This is a genomic window from Pseudomonas sp. FBCC-B1667, from assembly GCF_059133255.1.
Genome location: NZ_CP101437.1, coordinates 4,437,615 through 4,457,080 on the forward strand (window position 1 = coordinate 4,437,615; position 19,466 = coordinate 4,457,080).

The window sequence follows — 19,466 nt, forward strand, 5'->3', positions numbered from 1 at the left end:
ACTTGAACAACCATCGACAGTTATTCAGCCATACTCCAGAATGTCGCGCTTTTACGAAATAGCCCGTTACAAAACGGCTTATCAACACATAATGAGTCTGCCAGCGTGAAAATCCGTCTTTCCATCCTGAGCCTAGTTTTTGCAGTTACAGGGACTTTCATCACGCCAATCGCCAGCGCTGGCGATACCACCGCGGCGCCTCGAGATGCGCAACATCTCAAGCTTGCGTCAGGCAGCTCATTAGTCATGGATATGCAGACCAACAAAATCATCTACGCCAGCAACCCTGACGTGGTTGTGCCGATTGCGTCTGTCAGCAAACTGATGACCGGCCTGGTCATTGTAGAAGCCCGCCAGAACATGGACGAATACATCAACATCAACATCAGTGACACTCCGGAAATGAAGGGTGTTTTTTCCCGAGTCAAACTCAACAGTGAAATGCCCCGCCGGGAAATGCTGTTGATTGCCCTGATGTCTTCGGAAAACCGCGCAGCAGCGAGTCTGGCCCATCACTATCCGGGCGGCTATGCGGCATTCATCGCCGCGATGAACGCCAAGGCCAAGGCGCTGGGCATGGTCAACACCCACTTCGTCGAGCCGACCGGCCTGTCCCCGCGTAACGTATCTACTGCCCGTGACCTGAGCAAACTGCTAGTGGCTGCGCACAAATATCCGCTGTTGACTGAATTGAGCACCACCAAGGAAAAAACCGTGTCGTTCCGTAAACCCAACTACAGCTTGGGTTTCCGCAATACCGACCACTTGGTGCGCAAAGCGGACTGGGACATCCAGCTTACGAAAACCGGCTTCACCAACGAAGCGGGTCACTGCCTGGTGCTGGTGACCAGCATGGGTAATCGCCAGGTTGCGCTGGTCATCCTCGATGCCTATGGCAAGTACACCCACTTTGCCGACGCCACCCGTATCCGCAACTGGGTCGAAACCGGCAAGGGCGCAGAAGTGCCATCCGTTGCCTTGCAGTACAAATCCGACAAGAACCTCAAGCACCGCCAGAGCGGCGTGGTTGAAGCCTCGAAATAAACAGGCGCTCACAAAAAAGCCCCGAACCGTCGGGGCTTAATGAGATGGTCACCCCCACACCCTGCGAGGGCTACGCTTTCGCAGGGTGTTTTATTTTGGAGACCATCACCATGAGCGATTTAGCGCTGGTCGGTATTGACCTCGGCAAACATACCTTCCACCTGCACGGCCAGGAAAAGTCGGGGCGAGAGCTGTTTCGCAAGAAGTGTTCACGTCAGCAGATGATGTGCTTCTTCGGCAACCTGCCAGCCTGCACGGTGGTGATGGAGGCCTGCGCCGGGGCGCATTTCGTTGCTCGCGAGCTGATGGCCATGGGGCATCAAGCCAGGCTGATTTCCCCGCAATTCGTTAAGCCCTTCGTCAAAGGCAACAAAAACGATTTCGTCGATGCCGAAGCCATTTGTGAAGCCGCTTCGCGGCCATCGATGCGCTTTGTTTCGCCAAAGACTGAGGCTCAGCAAACCCTTTCCGTTTTGCATCGCCTGCGCGAATCGCTGATTCATGATCGCACCAAGGCCGTTAATCAAATGCATGGTTTTCTGCTGGAGTTCGGCATCAGCCTTCCACCAGGACTGGTCATGATGAAACGCTTGGCCAGCATCCTGGCGGAATATGAATTACCCGTTCGGCTGACAGTTCTGTTGCAGCGCCTGCACGATCACTTCGTCTACCTGGATGAACAAATCAAGGCATTGGATAAAGAGCTGGCAGGCCAACTGGCTGACGATGATCTGGGCACTCGCTTACTGAGCCTGCCGTGTGTCGGTCCGATCACCGCCAGCCTGCTGGCTGTGGAAATGGGCGACGGTAAGCAATACGGCTGTAGCCGTGACTTTGCGGCCTCCGTTGGCTTGGTGCCCAGACAATACAGTACCGGTGGCAAGGCCAATTTGCTGGGGATCAGCAAGCGCGGCGACAAGAACTTGCGACGCCTACTGGTGCAGTGCGCTAGGGTTTACCTGCAGCATCTGGAGTACCAGAAAGGCCCCCTGGCGGACTGGGTACGCTCGCTGCTGATGCGACGCCACTCCAATGTAGTGGCCTGCGCCTTGGCCAACAAGCTGGCCCGTATCGCTTGGGCGATAGCGGCCAACCATACCGAGTTTGAAGCAGGGCCAATCAGCATGGCTGCTTGACCCTGCGGTTGTTGCAGTACCACGACTCACCCTTCAGGTTTTGCGATAGCTGAACAACAGATGACGTGAACGGCCGACCGGCCTGACGAAGATCCTGACGAAAAATTTGGCTTAATAAAGCCGTGGGCTTTTTCAAGGATCGTCAGGCGCGACTCTCATCGTGGCGCGGGGTTTGCCCCAACAGACGCCGGATAGATTTAAGCAAGCCAACCACTTCACCCGTTAATCAGTATTGCAAAAAATGGGGTGACCATAGATTTTTTCGCCTGGCATTGGTCAGTCGTTCGGCAACGGCATCTGGTCATCATCCGGAATGCCATCTCCCTTGCTCGGATCTCTCCAACCGTGGGGATGTTCTGTCGGCACCACCACAGGCCTGGCCAGAGGATCGCGCAGCGGGCTGTCCGGATCCATCACCGGATCGATGTCTTCTTCGGGCATGGTAGGCACGCTGTCCGGACGTTTGTCATCGAAACTCGAATCGGTAGACATAGGCACCTCATCAGGGCTCAGGGTTTCAGGTCAGCGAGGGGGTCGTAAGGCTTCGCTGGCGCCTTGCGGTGGTCGCCCGGTTTCACGTCCCTGGGCGCCTTGGCCGGACCGATGGGGTCGACCTGGGGGTCGGCGAGGTCCGGCGAATCTGGATCGAACCCCAACTCATCGTCCGAAGAGTGCTCAGACGAATGCGGGCCGACAGGGGTAGTGGAATGTGGCATGGGCGCCTCCTTGGATGCGGCCCGGACAAATCCGGGCTCTTTACCTTAGAGAGTCAGCAAACGCAGCAGTGCCTGCAGAATGACGAACGGACGTTTACTGCGTGGTCAGGGCCTTAACGGCTCGCGCCGCCGCTTGCTCCTGGCCAGCCTGCCCCAGATCTTTCGCTGCCTTGAGCCAACGCTGCTGATCAACGTTGACGGGAATCTGGTTCGGCTTCTGGATCAGCACGGCCCAGCCGCCTGCGTCCTTGAACGACGATTCAAACGAACTGAAACTCATCATGTCCCGATGATTCATACCTGCGCGCAACAGCACGGTCTGCTTCTTGCGGTTGTACCCGGCGAGAATGGCGTAGCGCGGTTTAGCCCAGAGCGCGGTGCCTTCGGTGAAGCGCACCATCACCGGATAGCCGGCGGCGACCTGAGTCAGCAGCGCAGGCAACGTGCTGTCGAGGGGATACACCACCATTCCGTAGTCGCGAGCCAGGTTCTGCATGTTTTCCTGCAACTTGTCCTCGGCACCCGGCAAGTGCAGGGGTTTTTCCAGCAAGCCTGGGGTAATGACGATGCCCTGTTGCGCCAACAGGCTGGCCAGCACTTGCGGTCCGCTTTGAAAGGCCTGCCCGCGATAGAACGTACCGCTGAGTTCCACCCGCTCCGGCAGGCGCTTGATCTCGGGCGCAACGCTCCCGGCGCACCCGGCCAACCCGGCCACACAGCCCACAATCAGCGCCGCCGTGCGAATTCGAGAAAATACCCGCTCCATCTTCACTCTCTTGTTCAGACGCCGGGCAACAGGCTCCCGGCTAGGCCGTCGATCATAGGATGCCGCGCGACGGCGGTATAGCCTTAACCGGCAGTTACCTGCATTCGATAGAGCGAACCGGTTAGTGACAGGCGACCTTTGGTCAATTGCCTGACACACAGCACCGACTAGACTGTCCATTGCATAGCGTGTGTGCCCGATGCAGGGCAAAGAGGAGGCACGATGAGCCTGACAATGACGATCGTGATGTTGATTTCCGGCTGGCTGGCCGTTGCCGCCGCCATGTTGTGGGGAGTCCTGCGCATTACCCGGCGGCACCATCACCACCCGATTCAATCACCGCCTGAAGCGACCACCGAGAAGTCCGCCGCCCGTCATGCCGCCGTGCACTGACCGGCATTTTCCGCCTTCAAAAAAAGGGCCGCCTGAACACTTTCGTATTCAGGCGGCCCTTTTCAGTTATCGTCGATCAAGCGTCAGCAGCAACGCGCTTCTGCTTGGCCCTTCGCGACATCATGTTCAAGCACTCGATCGTTGCCGAGAACGCCATGGCCGCGTAGACGTAGCCTTTCGGTACGTGGGCGCCGAAGCCTTCGGCGATCAGCGTCATGCCGATCATGATCAGGAAGCCCAGCGCCAGCATCACCACCGTCGGGTTGTCATTAATGAACTTGGCCAACGGATCAGCTGCCAGCAACATCACCAGTACCGACACCACCACCGCGATGATCATGATCGGCAAATGCTCGGTCATGCCGACTGCGGTGATGATGCTGTCGATGGAGAACACCATGTCCAGCATCAGGATCTGCCCGATTGCAGCGGCAAAGCCCAAGGTCACGGTCGACGTCGCCGACTTTGGATCTTCAGGTGCCGGGTCCATGCTGTGATGGATCTCGGTGGTGGCTTTCCACAACAGGAACAGGCCGCCGGCAATCAGAATCATGTCCTTCCAGGAGAACGCGTGGCCGAGGATTTCGATCACAGGCGCCGTCAACTGGACGATAAACGCGATGGTGCTCAGCAGACCCAGGCGCAGGATCAGCGCCATGCCGATACCGATGCGGCGGGCTTTCTGCCGGTGTTGCTCAGGCAGCTTGTTGGTCAGGATCGAGATGAAGATCAGGTTATCGATGCCGAGCACGATCTCCATGACAATCAGCGTGGCCAAGGCGACCCAGGCGGTGGGGCTTGCAGCAAGTTCTAAAAGGTATTCCATGGGTCAGTCCTGACTCGTATTAGACGTTAGATTTCCTGGGACGAAGCTTCGGTTTTGTCTTTGTCTTCGCCCGCTGATTCTTTCTTGCTGATCAGACCGCCAGTGGCGTCGCTGAGTGCTTGTTCGGCCGCTTTGTGGGTGTCGTCAATCGCCTGTTTGGCGCTTTCGGCGGCCTTGCCCATCAGTTGCTGGGCACTTTTTTCGGCCTGGTCGCAACCGGCCAATACCAGTAAAGACGCGAACAGCACAGCCGTGGTGGTGATCTTCATGATGCTTCCCTCGTTAGAACAAACGGCACCAATACAGCGGCCCGTTGATAGCGACGCATTCTAGGGAGCCAAACACTTCAGGAAAATTCGTATTTTTAGCGGTTATACTTCGATTTTTACGAACTGTAGAACATCATGCTCAATTATCGGCAATTGCATTACTTCTGGGTGGTGGCCAAGACCGGCAGCATCGTGCGTGCCTGCGAGCAACTAAACCTGACACCGCAGACCATCAGCGGGCAGATTTCCCTGCTTGAGCAAACCTTCGGCATCGAACTGTTTCAACGGGTGGGCCGGCAACTGGAACTCACCGAAGCAGGCCGACAGGCCCTGCCCTACGCCGAGCAGATGTTTCAGCTAGGCGGCGAACTCGAATTGATGTTGCGAGCGCAGCCCAACGAACAGCAGATCCAGTTTCGAGTCGGTGTCGCGGACGTCGTACCCAAGTCCATCGTTTATCGGCTGATCGCGCCGACCATGGAATTGAGCGAGCCGCTGCGCATCACCTGTCGCGAAGACAAACTGGAACGATTGCTCGCCGACTTGGCGATCCAGCGCCTGGACATGGTGATTTCCGACAGCCCGATGCCCTCGCACCTCGACATCAAGGGTTATAGCCAGAAACTCGGGGAATGCGGGATCAGCTTCTTCGCCACGGCGGAACTGGCCGCGCGGTACGGCCAGGATTTCCCTCGCAGCCTGCACGGTGCACCGCTGTTGATTCCGGGACCGGAAACTGTGGTGCGTAACCGCTTGCAGCGCTGGTTCGCCGAGCAGCAGATCCAGCCGCGCATTGTTGGCGAGTTCGATGACAGCGCCTTGATGCAGGCGTTTGGTCAGTCCGGCAGCGGGATCTTCATCGGCCCTAGCGTGATTGCCGATGAAGTGAAACGCCAATATGGCGTGGAGGTAATTGGCCAGACCGACGCCGTGACCGAGTCGTTCTACGCCATTTCAGTGGAACGCAAGGTCAAGCACCCCGGCATTGTCGCCATTACCGAAGGTGCCCGACGCGAGCTGTTTACCGAACTGTAAAACCTCAGGCGCAGATTTCACGCGGCTTGAAAGTCATCAGCGCAATCGCCAGCAGAATCGAGGCGAGGATAAAAGCGGCCGCCGCGAACCCAAGGCCTTGCAGCCCGAAGTTGTCAATCACCCGACCGCCGACCATCGCGCCCAGGCCGATGCCGAGGTTGGCCCCGGCAATGTTCAGCGACGCGGCGAACGCCGGCGCTTCGGGCGCCGCTTTCATCAGGCGCACATGGCTGACCAGGAACAACGCTGCCTGCGTCACGCCCCAGATGCCCATCGCCGCCGCCAGACCAAGGGGCGAATGAATGTTCGGCACCAGCGCCACCAGGCCGGCAATCATGAAGGCGCAGAACATTACCGAAGCAATCAACGGATGACGGTCCACCGCGCGACCGCCTAGCGAATTGCCGATCAGCCCGACCGCGCCGAAGCCCATCAGGCACCAGCCGACCACTGTGCCGTTGAAACCGGCCAGACGCTCAAGGATGTCCGCCAGGTAGGTGTACGCGGTGAACATGCCGCTGAAGACCACAATCGACAGCAGCACATGGCCGATCATGAGCGGGCTGCGCAGGATCTTGAACTGCGAGCGAAAACTGACCTGATGCTGGTGCAGGTTGGTTTTCGGCAGGTAGATAAACAGCAGCAAGGCCTTGGCAAAGGCGATGACCGCCAGAATGCCGAAGGCGCTGCGCCAGCCGAACGCATCGGAAATCAGCGTGCCCACCGGAATGCCGAACACCGTGGCGCAGACAATGCCGAAACCAATCTTGGCGATGGCACGCCCGGCGTAGTCCGGCCCGACGATGTCCACCGCCGTCTCGCTGGCCAGCGCCCAGAACACCGGCAAGCCGAGTGCAGGAATCAACCGGGCGAAAGCCATCACCCAGATATTCGGCGCGAACGCCGCGAGGGTGTTGGCCAGACCGAACATGATCAGCACCGAGATGAACAGCTTGCGGCGTTCAAAGCGGGCGAAATACGCGGTCAGGAACGGCCCGAAAGCGGCCACGGTAAAGGCGAACAACGTCACCAGCAAACCCGCTTGCGGGATGCTGACTTCAAGGTCGCGGGCGATGGCCGGCAACAGGCCGACGATGACGAATTCCGTGGTCAGCACCGTGAAACCGGCGGCAGACAACAGAAGAATGGGCAACAGCATGCACAACTCCAGAAAACGACGACACCAGCGAATAGCCCGAAGGCCCACTGGCAGATTTGAAAATGAGGATGGCGAATCTTAACAGAGTGTTTCCAAAACGGGTTGCACGAACCTGCTTATCGGGTGGATTGCGCGGGCGGCAGATCGTCACAGGTCTGAAGGATCGATCCTGCGCTGTGATAAAGTCCGCGCCCTGAAAAATTTACACCCTGTTAAGCCGAGACACTAAACCTGCGGCCTGCCCTGTTTGTTGCTGCATACCTGCAAAACCCTGCTCCTATAAAAATCAGAGATGCTGTTTATGACTGCTTCATCCCCTTCTCTCTTGCAACGCCTGAAACGCACCACCCTGGTCACGCAAATCATCATCGGCTTGATCGCCGGTATCGCCTTGGCCCTGTTTGCACCTGAAGTGGCGAGGTCCACTGCGTTTATCGGCAAGGTGTTCGTCTCGGCGCTGAAAGCCGTCGCGCCGATTCTGGTGTTCGTGCTGGTCATGGCGTCGATCGCCAACCACAAGCATGGCCAGGAAACCCATATCCGGCCGATTCTGTTTTTGTATTTGCTTGGTACATTCGCGGCGGCGGTGGTCGCCGTGGTGGCCAGCATGACGTTCCCGTCGAATCTGGTGCTGTCCACACAAGACGTCGCGGTCACCGCGCCGGGCGGTATCGGCGAAGTCTTGCAGAGCCTGCTGCTGAGCGTGGTCGACAACCCGGTGAATGCACTGATGAACGCCAACTTCATCGGCATCCTCGCCTGGGCCATCGGCATGGGCATCGCCATTCGCCATGCCGGCGACACCACCCGTGAGGTGCTGGGGGACCTGTCCAACGGTGTGACCGTGATCGTGCGCCTGGTGATCCGTTTTGCCCCTCTGGGGATTTTCGGCCTGGTGGCCTCGACCCTTGCCACCTCCGGTTTCGGTGCCTTGATCGGCTACGCGCATTTGCTGGCCGTGCTGCTCGGCTGCATGCTGTTCGTGGCGCTGGTGATGAACCCGATCATCGTGTTCTGGAAATTACGCCGCAACCCGTATCCGCTGGTGCTGATGTGCCTGCGCGAGAGCGGCATCACTGCATTCTTTACCCGCAGTTCGGCGGCGAACATTCCGGTCAATCTGGAATTGAGCAAGCGCCTGGGTCTGCATGAAGACACCTATTCGGTGTCGATCCCGTTGGGGGCGACCATCAACATGGCCGGCGCGGCGATCACCATCACGGTGCTGAGCCTGGCGGCGGTGCATACCTTGGGCATCGCCGTGGACATTCCGACCGCGATCCTGCTGAGCGTCGTCGCGGCGATTTGCGCCTGTGGCGCTTCAGGTGTGGCGGGGGGTTCGTTGTTGCTGATTCCGCTGGCGTGCAGCCTGTTCGGCATACCGAGCGAGATCGCCATGCAGGTGGTGGCGGTCGGTTTTATCATTGGTGTGTTGCAGGACTCGGCGGAGACGGCGCTGAACTCTTCCACCGATGTGCTGTTCACGGCGGCGGCTTGCCTGGGTGAAGAGCGCAAAGCCGAACGCCTGGCCTGACCCCAGTGGTGCTGGTTAACAACACTGGCATATAAAAAAGGTTCTTCACGGAATCCCGGGAAACACAGAAACAAGAACGCCGATTTGATTGATGATGTTCGTGCGAGCAAACACATCTAACAAACCGGCGTTCTTATGCGCGATATTAATACTTTCCTTCCTTTTTGGGAGGGCTTTTCTGTCGTCACCATCAAGCCTGATGGCGATGCCCTACAGATCGATCTGACTCCTCACGCCACTCGATTTCCTTCCTGTGGCGGCTGCCAAAAAATCTGTTCAACCACGCATGAGTATTGCGAGCGAGTCATTCGTGATTTGCCCATTCTCGGTCGTGCGGTGCGCCTGAGCGTTTTGCTCCGGCGCGTTGATTGCCGCGATTGCGGCAAACGCATGGAGGCCGTCAGTTGGCTGGATCGCTATGCCCGTATGACACGTCGTCTGGCAGAGGCGGTCATTCAAGCCTGTGAACGCCTTCCCACGTTGCACGTGGCGCAGATGTTTGGGCTGCATTGGGAGACCGTTCGGTTGCTGGAGCGTCGAGCCTTGCAAGCAGCATTGAGCATTTTGCCAAAGGCGCAACCGAGACGTTTGGTGATGGACGAGTTCGCACTGTTCAAAGGTCATCGTTATGCCAGCGTTGTCCTGGATGCGGATACACGGCGGGTGCTGTGGATCGGCGAAGGCCGCAGCCGGGCGGCGGTCAGGCCATTTTTCGAAGAGCTGGGGCCAGAGGGTTGCGCTCGCATCGAAGCGGTGGCGATGGACATGAATACCGCTTTTGATCTGGAGGTTCGTCAGCACTGCCCGCAAGCACGCGTGGTCTACGACCTGTTCCATGTGGTGGCCAAATATGGCCGAGAGGTGATTGATCGGGTGCGCGTCGACGAAGCCAATCGACTGCGTCATGACAAACCGGCCCGAAAGGTCATCAAGCAGGCGCGATGGCTGCTTCTGCGTAATCCGCAGAACCTGAAAACACCGGAACAACAGGTTCGCCTGGGGGATCTGCTGGCGGCTAACCAGGCATTGATGACGGTCTATTTAATGAAGGCCGAACTCAAAACGCTCTGGACGCCGAGTACTGCCTGGAGCTGGAGATCGGCATGGAAGCAATGGCTGCGCCATGCTCATGAAAGCGAAATACCTGCTCTGATCCAGTTTGCCAAACGGCTAAAGGCTTACTGGCGGGGCATCGTGAGCCGGGTTCGCTGGCCGATGCACACCGGTCAGTTGGAAGGAATAAACAATCGAATAAAGGTCATAAAGCGGATGGCTTACGGTTACCGGGATAGCGAGTTCTTCTTTATGAAGATCAAGAGCGTCTTTCCCGGTAATCCGTGATGAACCATAAAAAAGCCCCCGCAACCCATGGCTGCGGGGGCTTTTTTGTAGCTGGACGGTTTAGAACGCGCCCATGTAATCGCGCTTGCCCACTTCCACGCCGTTGTGGCGCAGCAATGCGTAGGCAGTGGTGACGTGGAAGAAGAACTGCGGCAAACCGTAGCTCAGCAGGTAAGCCTGGCCACTGAAGCGCTTCTCTTTAGGGGTGCCCGGACGGGTCACGATTTCGATGCCTTCCTTGCCGTTGATTTGCTCGGGCTTGATCTCGGCAATATAGGCCAGAACTTTGGTCAGCAGCGCTTGCAGCTCGGCGAAGGTGGTTTCGGTGTCTTCGTACTTCGGCACTTCAACTTCGGCCAGACGCGAAGAAACGCCTTTGGCGAAATCAACTGCGATCTGCACCTGACGCACCAGCGGGAACATGTCCGGGAACAGGCGGGCTTGCAGGAACGCGTTCGGGTCGATGTTCTTGGCGGTGGCGTGGGCTTCGGCCTTGTTCAGCACATCGCTGAGAGCGGTGAGCATTTGCTTGAAAACAGGGACGGAAGCGTCATACAGGGAAATGGTCATGGCAGTCTCGTGTGGTAACAGGAGGGTAAACGTCGGCCGATTATAGCCATGCCCGCCCCTCCTGCCATGGGTCTTTTTCAGGTTCATCACGGATTACCGGGAAAGACGCTCTTGATCTTCATAAAGAAGAACTCGCTATCCCGGTAACCGTACGCCATCCGCTTGATCACCTTTATTCGATTGTTTATTCCTTCCAACTGACCAGTGTGCATCGGCCAGCGAACCCGGCTCACGATGCCCCGCCAGTAAGCCTTTAGCCGTTTGGCAAACTGGATCAGAGCAGGTATTTCGCTTTCATGAGCATGGCGCAGCCATTGCTTCCATGCCGATCTCCAGCTCCAGGCAGTACTCGGCGTCCAGAGCGTTTTGAGTTCGGCCTTCATTAAATAGACCGTCATCAATGCCTGGTTAGCCGCCAGCAGATCCCCCAGGCGAACCTGTTGTTCCGGTGTTTTCAGGTTCTGCGGATTACGCAGAAGCAGCCATCGCGCCTGCTTGATGACCTTTCGGGCCGGTTTGTCATGACGCAGTCGATTGGCTTCGTCGACGCGCACCCGATCAATCACCTCTCGGCCATATTTGGCCACCACATGGAACAGGTCGTAGACCACGCGTGCTTGCGGGCAGTGCTGACGAACCTCCAGATCAAAAGCGGTATTCATGTCCATCGCCACCGCTTCGATGCGAGCGCAACCCTCTGGCCCCAGCTCTTCGAAAAATGGCCTGACCGCCGCCCGGCTGCGGCCTTCGCCGATCCACAGCACCCGCCGTGTATCCGCATCCAGGACGACGCTGGCATAACGATGACCTTTGAACAGTGCGAACTCGTCCATCACCAAACGTCTCGGTTGCGCCTTTGGCAAAATGCTCAATGCTGCTTGCAAGGCTCGACGCTCCAGCAACCGAACGGTCTCCCAATGCAGACCAAACATCTGCGCCACGTGCAACGTGGGAAGGCGTTCACAGGCTTGAATGACCGCCTCTGCCAGACGACGTGTCATACGGGCATAGCGATCCAGCCAACTGACGGCCTCCATGCGTTTGCCGCAATCGCGGCAATCAACGCGCCGGAGCAAAACGCTCAGGCGCACCGCACGACCCAGAATGGGTAAATCACGAATGACTCGCTCGCAATACTCATGCGTGGTTGAACAGGGTTTTTGGCACCCGCCACAGGAAGGAAATCGGGTGGTGTGGGGTGTCAGATCAATCTGGAGGGCGTCACCATCAGGCTTGATCGTGACGACAGAAAAGCCCTCCCAAAAAGGAAGGAAAGTATTAATATCGCGCATAAGAACGCCGGTTTGTTAGATGTGTTTGCTCGCACGAACATCATCAATCAAATCGGCGTTCTTGTTTCTGTGTTTCCCGGGATTCCGTGAAGAACCCTTTTTCAGCCGCCACAGACCTTAATGGCACTCACCCCCCATGCGCACCAGCAGCGCGGCACGGTGTGGTTTCAGATAAGACTCGACTTCGCCGACTTTGCATGACGCCAGGTTCTGCAATTGCGGGTCGAGGGGTGCTTGCACAAACAGCATCCCTGCCGGGCGTTCATGCCCTTGCAGCTGAGCAAGGGTCAGCGGCGCCACCGGCCGCCCCATGTAATAGACGAGACGGATATCCGGCTCACCGACGCTGTAGGCCCTCTGGCCCGGTTGCCCGGCGGACAACGTTGCAACCTGTTGCAGACCAACGACGCGATGCGCCAGCACCCGTGATTCGACGAACACATAAAACACCAGAAACCCGGCCAGCATCACGTAGGGAACCGTTGCCAGACAGGTACGCCAGCGGCCTTTCATGTCTTCGAGCACCGCGGCCCAGTGCATGGCCAGCAGCAACGCCATGGACGGATAAACCGGCAACAGGTACTTGCCGTGTTTTTCGGTGAACAGGGAGAAAATCACCAGCGGCAACAGCGTGCAACACAGCAGCATGGCCGCCTCGCGGCGCGAACGGATCATTGCCCAGAACTTGCGCGGCTGCACAAACACAATCAGCCAGAACGGGAAGAAGTCACCTGCCAGGTATAACAAGTACGCGTACCAGGCTTCAGCGCCCTGCCCGTCAATCTTCCTCACGATGTCTTCACTGATAATCGACGACCAGATGCCCCAACCCTGGCTCAACGACACCGCCACGTACCACGAGCTGCCCAACACCAAGGCAATCAGCCAGCCCCAACCGTCGCACAGGTAGGATTTGGCGCGGGCATCGCGGTAGATCAAGGCGTACGTCAGGATCGGCGCTGTGACCCACAACAGGCACACCGGCCCTTTGGTCAGCAGCGCGCAACCTAACAGCAGATAGCTGAGCCGGCTCCACAGCACCCGGCCTTGCTGGAACATGAACTGCCATGCCGCCAGCAACGCGCCGAAGCACAGCAGGGTCAACAGCATTTCGATTTCCGAGCGGCGGGCGAACAGGCTGAAGGCGCCGTTTGCGGCCAGGAACACCACGGCGAACAAACCCACTTGGCGCCCAGCCTGTCGAACGCCGTACCAGTACGTGCCGATGCAGCACAAGGTCGCGGCCAGCGCCGAAGGCAGGCGCACGCTCCACTCGGACACACTGCCCAGCACCGCTGTCGACACCAGTCCCGCCCAATAGAAAAACGGCGGCTTGGACAGGTACAAATCGCCGTTCATGTAGGGCAGCAGCCAGCTCCCGGCTTCGCGCATTTCGCGCACGGTGACGGCGCGACGCGCCTCGTTGACGCTGAGAAACGGCACACTGCCCAATCCCCAGAAAAACAGCAGCGCTATGGCGACCGCCGCGAGCAACGTGATATTTCGGGTCGATAACGATCCGCGCATGACCTACTCCTTCAGGTTTTTGCTTTTGGCGATCAACTGTAAATTGCGGAAATACACGAGGGTGCCAAAGGCCTGGCCGGCGATGAACACCGGGTCTTGCCGGTAAATGGCGTACGCGAGCAGCAGCGTGCTGCCAACGATGCTCAGGTACCAGAAGCTCGTCGGGATCACGCTGCGTTTTTTGTATTCGCTGTACAGCCACTGCAGGATAAAGCGCCCGGTAAAGGCGATCTGGCCGACAAAACCGACTACCAGCCACAAGGCTTCGCGGGACATGTTCATCCTTCAATCTCCTGCGCATGGGTGTTCAGGCGAGTGCGCTTGATCAGCCACCAGACCCCGACCAGATCGAGGATGCCCACCAGGGCGCGGTCGAGGTTTCCGTACTTGGACACCCCGGCGGTGCGCGGGCGGTGGTTGACCGGGTGGACGATCATTCGGCCGTTATGGCGCTGGATCAGCGCAGGGATGAAACGGTGCATGTGGTCGAAGTACGGCAGGCGCAAAAACGCCGCGCGTTCGATCAGCTTCAAGCCGCACCCGGTGTCCGGAGTGGCGTCCTTGAGCAAGCGGCTGCGCAGGCCGTTGGCGAACCGCGAGGCCCAGCGTTTGCTCGCGGTATCCCGGCGATTGACCCGATGCCCGGCGACCAATTGCACATCGCCGGAGCCCGGCTCGCCGCGCACCAGCGCCAGCATGCCGGGAATGTCCGCCGGGTCGTTTTGCCCGTCGCCATCGAGGGTGGCCAGCCATTGGCCGCGCGCCTCAAGCGCCGCGTGGTAGAGCGACGTGCTCTGCCCCAGCGAACGCTCATGGTGCAGGATGCGCAAGGCGCTCAGGCCGTTGTGCCGGATTTGCCGCAGTTCGTGCAGGGTGGCGTCGGTGCTGCCATCGTCGACAACGATGATTTCGTAGGCCTCGCCGGCCAAGGCCACACGGATTTCCTCAAGTAGCGGCTTGAGATTGTTGGCTTCGTTTTTGGCGGGGATCAGTACAGATACAAAAATGTCTTGGCTCATGGAGTCTCTCTCGCCCTTTTTGTTTTCGGTTATCAGGGGCGAATAAAGGTGGGGCACACCGATTGACTCGATGCATGGATCAGTGATTCGAAGCGCGGCAGCCCGCGGTTACTGTGCCTTTCAGGGCTTGCGCAGGTGGTCGCGCGAGAACGCCTACGGTGCCCGTCAAATTGTAAAAATGGCGTTAATATTTCATTCATGTTTCGTCAACGCTGCATCATGGGAACGACGAATTCAGTTGCCATTGGCGCTCGCCAATCTAAAGTGCATCCACGCACGCGAAAAACATGAATCGGGTAAGGATGCAGACCATGAGCACTGAGCAAGAGACGACCTTCGACGAGCCACGGCTTAATAGCACGGAAATCCGCATTCTGGGCTCGTTGATCGAGAAACAGGCTACCAGCCCGGAAACCTATCCCCTGACCCTCAATGCGCTGGTGATTGCCTGCAATCAGAAAACCAGCCGCGAACCGGTGATGAACCTGACCCAGGGCCAGGTCGGCCAGAGCCTGCGGGCGCTGGAAGGACGCGGCTTCGCCAAACTGGTGATGGGCAGCCGCGCGGATCGCTGGGAGCACAAGGTCGACAAGGCGCTGGAACTGGTGCCGGCGCAAGTGATTCTGACCGGGTTGTTGTTCTTGCGCGGTCCGCAGACGGTCAATGAACTGCTGACCCGCAGCGGGCGCATGCATGAATTTGAAGACACCGAACAGGTGGTGCATCAGCTGGAGCGCTTGATTGCCCGTGGGTTGGCGTTATTGATCCCGAAGCAGGCCGGGCAACGGGAAGACCGGTACATGCATGCACTGGGTGACCCGGCGGATATCGAGGTTATCCTGGCGGCGCGGCAAAACCCGGTGGAACGAGGGGCTTCTGGTGGAGTATCGGTCGAACGGATCGAAGAGCTTGAAGCGCGAATCGCCGCACTGGAAGAACGCCTGGCCCGCCTCGAATAACCTCTCAACACAGATCAAAGGGTGGGAGCGAGCCTGCTCGCGAAGGGGCCAGGACGTTCAGGATTGATGCTGCCTGACACTCCGCCTCCGCGAGCAGGCTCGCTCCCACAGCGGTTTGGGCGTCTACTCGCCGTCCCAGTAATCTATGCCATCGGCCGGCCGGGCGATGGCGACGAAGCCTGAGGCATTGCCCTCGGCATCCACCTTGAAGTCGTCCATCACTGCGTATTTGCCGGAATCGGGATACTCGCAAATCTCCGGCGATTGCTGGGTGCTGACCGCGAGATAGCGCAACTCCGACTCACTGGTGTTGATGATCTGGTGCGCCGCTTCCGGGCCACCCGGCGGGCAGGCAATGACGTCGCCCGCGCGGATCGGGAAACGTTCGGCACCGAGGCGCACCTCCCCGTCCCCGGCCACGACGTAAAACATCTCCTCATTGACCCGATGGCTGTGAAACGGACTGCCGCGCATGCCCGGTTCCAGCACGTACAGCCGATACCCCAGCTTCTGTGCCCCCAATTGCTGACCGACGCGGACGATTCGCTGCTGGTAACGGCCCGCCGTATCGCCGGTGGGCGCCATGGCTTCGGGCAACGGTTCAAGGTCGACCTGGTTCAGATTGAGAATGCGCGGATGCATGAGGACTTCTCCTAGCTGCGGGCAAATTCCACCGCTTTGTGAAACTGCTCATGGGTCGGCCGGACACCGGTATACAGCACGAATTGCTCCAGCGCCTGGATGGCAACCACTTCCAAACCGGTAATCACCCGTTTGCCTTCAGCACGACCGCGCACGATCAGCGGTGTTTCCGAGGGAATCGCCACCACATCGAAGACAGTCTCGGCAGCGGCAATGATGTCAGCATCAAACGCCAGTTGATCGGCCTCCGGGCCACCCGTCATGCCGATCGGCGTGACGTTGATCAGCATTTGCGGGCGCTGAGCACCCAGTTCCGCTTGCCATTGATAACCCAGCGACTCCGCCAAGGCACGACCGGCGCGCTCATTGCGAGCGACGATCAAGCCGTTCTTGTAATCGCCATCGCGCAATGCGCTGGCCACGGCCTTAGCCATGCCACCGCTACCGCGCAGGGCAAAGGTCGAGTCCTTGGGGACTTCGTGGGTTTTGAGCAGTTGCTCGACGGCGATGTAATCGGTGTTGTAAGCCTTTAAGTGGCCATCGGTGTTGACGATGGTGTTGATCGACTGAATCGCCGCCGCCGAGGCATCCAGTTCATCCACCAGCGCAATGCATGCTTCCTTGAAGGGCATCGACACGCCACAGCCACGAATGCCCAATGCCCTGATACCGCCCACGGCGCCGGGCAGATCCTCGCTTCTGAAGGCCTTGTAGTAGAAATTCAGGCCCAATTGCTCGTACAGATGATTGTGAAAGCGCAGGCCGAAGTTGCCAGGGCGCCCGGACAGCGACATGCACAGTTGAGTGTCTCGGTTGGGGTTCATCTGCATGAAACTTTCTCCTGCTGAAGCACTTTCTGATGGACGGGATTAGCCATTCCATCGGGTCTGATCGATCATGACGACATGACGGCGGGCACTGGCGCGAACCGTCAGGAAACCGGTACAGACCTTACACAAAATTTACCTATTTGCTGTGCTGATTTTGAAAAAAACGCTGTCTTAGAAGTATCCCCGCGACAATGCCTGGGTCTATTGCAGACGCAAGCGGCGGGGCGAAGAACCGAGGAATTATCATGATCCGTAAACTCCCCATAGTTGCCTTGCTGATTGGCACACTCGCTGTCGCAGGACAGGCCGAAGCCCATGGTGGTGGCGGTGGTTGTGGTAACTGCTGGCAAGGTCCAGCGGTCTTTGGCGCATTGGTGGGTACGGCCATCGTCGGTTCGGCCCTGATCAACGCCAACCGGCCGGTTTATGTACAACCTCAACCGGTTTACCAGCCGGCGCCAGTTTATGTACAACAAGCTCCACCGGTTTATTACCAGCCGGCACCGGTCTACGTGCAGCAACCGGTCTATTACGGGCCACCACCGATTTACTACGGCCCACCACGTGGTTATTACGCCCCGCGCGGTTACTACGGCCCACCTCACGGTTATGGCCACTGGTAACATCCTCACCAGGCCCTGTCTCAACAGCGGGGCTTTTTCTGACCGCTCGTCGGCGAGCGTCTCGATAAATCGTGTCAAGGTCGCTGTGGGGACAGCATCGGCGGCTCAATTTGGCAAGATTGACATGACCCGCTCTCGCCTTGCACCAAACGGTCATATTTATGTCATGTCAGGTCCGCAAGCTGGGATCTGTCCGCAAATAACAGGTTGATAACAACAAGGACGACCTCATGCCCACGCAAAACCCGCACCGTAATATCGATTTGTGCACGTCCAGCAAGGTGTACAACACCTTGACCGAACTCAAGCACCTGGAAGGCCATCGCAGCGCCAAGTTCCTTTCGCTGCTGGCCGAAAACCTGGTGCGCAAAGGCCTGCTCAATGAACAGGAAGTCGTTCATATGCTGGATCTGGTCGTTGACTGAGGCAAACACTCATCGGCGTCAATGACGACTATCGAAAGCGTTGATTGTCCGTTTCAGCGCCGGGTCCGTAAGGTAACCCCCATCGATTGATGGAGGTACTTATGTCCCAGGTTCAGATCATGTCCGTTGTTGGCAGCGCCGTTCCCGCACCGCTCAGAGAGCTGGGATTGCTCGCCTGTTGGTACCTGATGCAGGACGGTGAAGCGATCAGCGGTCCGCTCACTTCGCTGCCCGCCGCCCAAGCCTTGTCGCAACGTATCGGCCAGGGTCGACTCAGCGCCTAAGGCAACTGTACCTTCGGTTTGGTTTCAATGAAGATGGCCCAGCTCGACATGAACAGGGCCGCAATCAGCGGCCCGATGACGAAGCCGTTGAGGCCAAAGATCGCCAGACCGCCCAGGGTCGAGATGAGGATCAGATAGTCGGGCATCTTGGTGTCCTTGCCCACGAGGATCGGGCGCAGCACGTTATCCACCAGGCCGATCACAAAAATCCCGTATAACCCCAGCACCACACCCTGCCACATCGCCCCGCTGAGCAGGAAAAACGCCGCCACCGGCGCCCAGATGATCCCCGCTCCCACCGCTGGCAACAGCGACAGAAACGCCATCAGCACCGCCCAGAGCAATGCGCTCGGGATGTCCAGAAACCAGAAAATCAAACCACCCAAGGCGCCCTGCGTCATCGCCACCAACAGGTTGCCCTTCACCGTCGCGCGCACCACCCGATTGAACTTGAGTTGCAACCGACGTTTCTGGTGCTCCTCCAACGGCACGGCCGCACGAACTTTGCGTGCCAACTCGGCGCCGTCACGCAGAAAGAAATACAGCAGGTAGAGCATGATGAAAAAGCTCACGACAAAATCAAACGTGCCCTGGCCGAAACTGAACACCTGAGTGGCGAAATACTCATTGCCCGTCACCGCACTCTTGATGATTTTCTCCCGTAGCCCGTTCAGTTCGCCCACGCCAAACCGGTCAAGCAAGTGCTGGAAGTACGGCGGCAGGCTGTGCTTGAAGTGCGACACATACCCCGCAATGTCCAACTCACCGCTTTCGATGTTTTTGTACAGCGTCGCCCCTTCCTGAACGAGAAAGAAACTGAGGACGATCACCGGCAGGATCGCAATCAACAGGCTGATACTCAGCGTCAGCAGCGACGTCAGGTTGCGTTCCCACCCCAGCTTCAATTGCAATCGACGTTGCATCGGCGCAAAGAGGATGCCGAGGATCACCGCCCAGAACACCGCGCCGTAAAACGGCAACAAAATCCAGATAAACGCGGCAGTCACCAGCCCCAGCAAAATTACCAGTGATTTGTTTTTTACGGTTTCTTCGTTCATGTCCGATCCGTGTCAGTG

At 58.2% G+C, this 19,466-nt stretch carries 23 protein-coding genes and 1 pseudogene; 10 read left to right on the forward strand and 14 right to left on the reverse strand.

All coding sequences use genetic code 11. The features are described from left to right. Positions 1–105 precede the first annotated feature (105 nt). Together pbpG and NL116_RS20490 are read left to right on the forward strand one after the other, a co-directional pair. Positions 106–1,044: a D-alanyl-D-alanine endopeptidase gene (gene pbpG / locus NL116_RS20485; protein ID WP_494373778.1), complete on the forward strand. Its 939-nt coding sequence runs from the start codon at positions 106–108 to the stop codon at positions 1,042–1,044. 110 nt (positions 1,045–1,154) lie between these two features. Then, positions 1,155–2,180, forward strand: a complete 1,026-nt coding sequence (locus NL116_RS20490) for an IS110 family RNA-guided transposase (protein WP_494373779.1) — start codon at positions 1,155–1,157, stop codon at positions 2,178–2,180. Between the two features lie 276 nt (positions 2,181–2,456). Here the strand turns inward: NL116_RS20490 and NL116_RS20495 are convergent, their stop codons facing one another. The 3 genes and pseudogenes from NL116_RS20495 to NL116_RS20505 all read right to left on the reverse strand — a co-directional run bounded on the left by NL116_RS20495 (position 2,457) and on the right by NL116_RS20505 (position 3,718). Next, positions 2,457–2,672, reverse strand: a complete 216-nt coding sequence (locus NL116_RS20495) for a hypothetical protein (RefSeq protein WP_494373780.1) — start codon at positions 2,670–2,672, stop codon at positions 2,457–2,459. A gap of 17 nt (positions 2,673–2,689) precedes the next feature. Continuing rightward, on the reverse strand, positions 2,690–2,896 hold the full coding sequence (locus NL116_RS20500; RefSeq protein ID WP_494373781.1) for a DUF6021 family protein: 207 nt from the start codon (positions 2,894–2,896) through the stop codon (positions 2,690–2,692). A gap of 94 nt (positions 2,897–2,990) precedes the next feature. Continuing rightward, positions 2,991–3,718: pseudogene (locus tag NL116_RS20505) on the reverse strand (cysteine peptidase family C39 domain-containing protein). A 178-nt stretch (positions 3,719–3,896) separates the two neighbouring features. Here NL116_RS20505 and NL116_RS20510 point away from each other — a divergent pair. Further along, positions 3,897–4,055 carry a hypothetical protein gene (locus NL116_RS20510; protein ID WP_494378170.1) on the forward strand — a complete coding sequence of 53 codons (159 nt, stop codon included), beginning with the start codon at positions 3,897–3,899 and terminating at the stop codon, positions 4,053–4,055. Positions 4,056–4,131: 76 nt separating this feature from the next. Here the strand turns inward: NL116_RS20510 and NL116_RS20515 are convergent, their stop codons facing one another. Beyond that, entirely contained in the window at positions 4,132–4,881 is a 750-nt protein-coding gene (locus NL116_RS20515) for a TerC family protein (RefSeq protein ID WP_494373782.1), read from the reverse strand. 26 nt (positions 4,882–4,907) lie between these two features. Further along, positions 4,908–5,150 (reverse strand): hypothetical protein, encoded by a 243-nt coding sequence (locus NL116_RS20520; RefSeq protein ID WP_123432408.1) that lies wholly within the window; start codon positions 5,148–5,150, stop codon positions 4,908–4,910. Positions 5,151–5,285: 135 nt separating this feature from the next. Here NL116_RS20520 and nhaR point away from each other — a divergent pair, with 135 nt between their 5' ends. Continuing rightward, complete coding sequence (gene nhaR / locus NL116_RS20525; RefSeq protein ID WP_494373783.1) at positions 5,286–6,185, forward strand: transcriptional activator NhaR; 900 nt, start codon at positions 5,286–5,288, stop codon at positions 6,183–6,185. 4 nt (positions 6,186–6,189) lie between these two features. Here nhaR and NL116_RS20530 read toward each other — a convergent pair whose 3' ends face one another. Continuing rightward, positions 6,190–7,344 carry an MFS transporter gene (locus tag NL116_RS20530; protein WP_027925389.1) on the reverse strand — a complete coding sequence of 385 codons (1,155 nt, stop codon included), beginning with the start codon at positions 7,342–7,344 and terminating at the stop codon, positions 6,190–6,192. Positions 7,345–7,645: 301 nt separating this feature from the next. Here NL116_RS20530 and sstT point away from each other — a divergent pair, with 301 nt between their 5' ends. Then, positions 7,646–8,878, forward strand: coding sequence for a serine/threonine transporter SstT (gene sstT, locus NL116_RS20535; protein ID WP_494373784.1), 1,233 nt, complete (start codon positions 7,646–7,648; stop codon positions 8,876–8,878). Positions 8,879–9,013: 135 nt separating this feature from the next. Beyond that, on the forward strand, positions 9,014–10,219 hold the full coding sequence (locus NL116_RS20540) for an ISL3 family transposase (RefSeq protein WP_494373355.1): 1,206 nt from the start codon (positions 9,014–9,016) through the stop codon (positions 10,217–10,219). A gap of 60 nt (positions 10,220–10,279) precedes the next feature. On the opposite strand, the gene NL116_RS20545 is transcribed toward NL116_RS20540, so the two are convergent. From NL116_RS20545 to NL116_RS20565, 5 genes are all read right to left on the reverse strand, one after another. Beyond that, a complete protein-coding gene (locus tag NL116_RS20545; protein WP_027925391.1) occupies positions 10,280–10,789 on the reverse strand; it encodes a DUF1993 domain-containing protein in 510 nt (169 codons plus the stop codon). 86 nt (positions 10,790–10,875) lie between these two features. Continuing rightward, positions 10,876–12,081 carry an ISL3 family transposase gene (locus tag NL116_RS20550; RefSeq protein WP_494373785.1) on the reverse strand — a complete coding sequence of 402 codons (1,206 nt, stop codon included), beginning with the start codon at positions 12,079–12,081 and terminating at the stop codon, positions 10,876–10,878. 117 nt (positions 12,082–12,198) lie between these two features. Further along, positions 12,199–13,608, reverse strand: a complete 1,410-nt coding sequence (locus NL116_RS20555; protein WP_494373786.1) for an ArnT family glycosyltransferase — start codon at positions 13,606–13,608, stop codon at positions 12,199–12,201. 3 nt (positions 13,609–13,611) lie between these two features. Continuing rightward, on the reverse strand, positions 13,612–13,890 hold the full coding sequence (locus tag NL116_RS20560) for a lipid-A-disaccharide synthase N-terminal domain-containing protein (RefSeq protein WP_123432412.1): 279 nt from the start codon (positions 13,888–13,890) through the stop codon (positions 13,612–13,614). Next, on the reverse strand, positions 13,887–14,627 hold the full coding sequence (locus NL116_RS20565) for a glycosyltransferase family 2 protein (protein WP_494373787.1): 741 nt from the start codon (positions 14,625–14,627) through the stop codon (positions 13,887–13,889). Before NL116_RS20565 ends, NL116_RS20560 begins: the two co-directional genes overlap by 4 nt. Positions 14,628–14,938: 311 nt before the next feature. Between NL116_RS20565 and NL116_RS20570 the strand changes: the two genes are divergently transcribed. Beyond that, positions 14,939–15,586 (forward strand): YceH family protein, encoded by a 648-nt coding sequence (locus NL116_RS20570; RefSeq protein ID WP_494373788.1) that lies wholly within the window; start codon positions 14,939–14,941, stop codon positions 15,584–15,586. Between the two features lie 123 nt (positions 15,587–15,709). Here NL116_RS20570 and NL116_RS20575 read toward each other — a convergent pair whose 3' ends face one another. Then, entirely contained in the window at positions 15,710–16,228 is a 519-nt protein-coding gene (locus NL116_RS20575) for a cupin domain-containing protein (protein ID WP_494373789.1), read from the reverse strand. An 11-nt stretch (positions 16,229–16,239) separates the two neighbouring features. After that, a complete protein-coding gene (locus NL116_RS20580) occupies positions 16,240–17,058 on the reverse strand; it encodes a shikimate 5-dehydrogenase (RefSeq protein ID WP_494373790.1) in 819 nt (272 codons plus the stop codon). 245 nt (positions 17,059–17,303) lie between these two features. Here NL116_RS20580 and NL116_RS20585 point away from each other — a divergent pair, with 245 nt between their 5' ends. The 3 genes from NL116_RS20585 to NL116_RS20595 all read left to right on the forward strand — a co-directional run bounded on the left by NL116_RS20585 (position 17,304) and on the right by NL116_RS20595 (position 18,390). Next, positions 17,304–17,681, forward strand: a complete 378-nt coding sequence (locus NL116_RS20585) for a hypothetical protein (protein ID WP_494373791.1) — start codon at positions 17,304–17,306, stop codon at positions 17,679–17,681. Positions 17,682–17,911: 230 nt separating this feature from the next. Then, entirely contained in the window at positions 17,912–18,106 is a 195-nt protein-coding gene (locus NL116_RS20590; RefSeq protein WP_494373792.1) for a hypothetical protein, read from the forward strand. 101 nt (positions 18,107–18,207) lie between these two features. Next, positions 18,208–18,390 carry a hypothetical protein gene (locus NL116_RS20595; protein ID WP_483842681.1) on the forward strand — a complete coding sequence of 61 codons (183 nt, stop codon included), beginning with the start codon at positions 18,208–18,210 and terminating at the stop codon, positions 18,388–18,390. Here NL116_RS20595 and NL116_RS20600 read toward each other — a convergent pair. Continuing rightward, positions 18,387–19,448, reverse strand: a complete 1,062-nt coding sequence (locus tag NL116_RS20600) for an AI-2E family transporter (RefSeq protein ID WP_494373793.1) — start codon at positions 19,446–19,448, stop codon at positions 18,387–18,389. The genes NL116_RS20595 and NL116_RS20600 overlap by 4 nt on opposite strands. Positions 19,449–19,466: the final 18 nt, after the last annotated feature.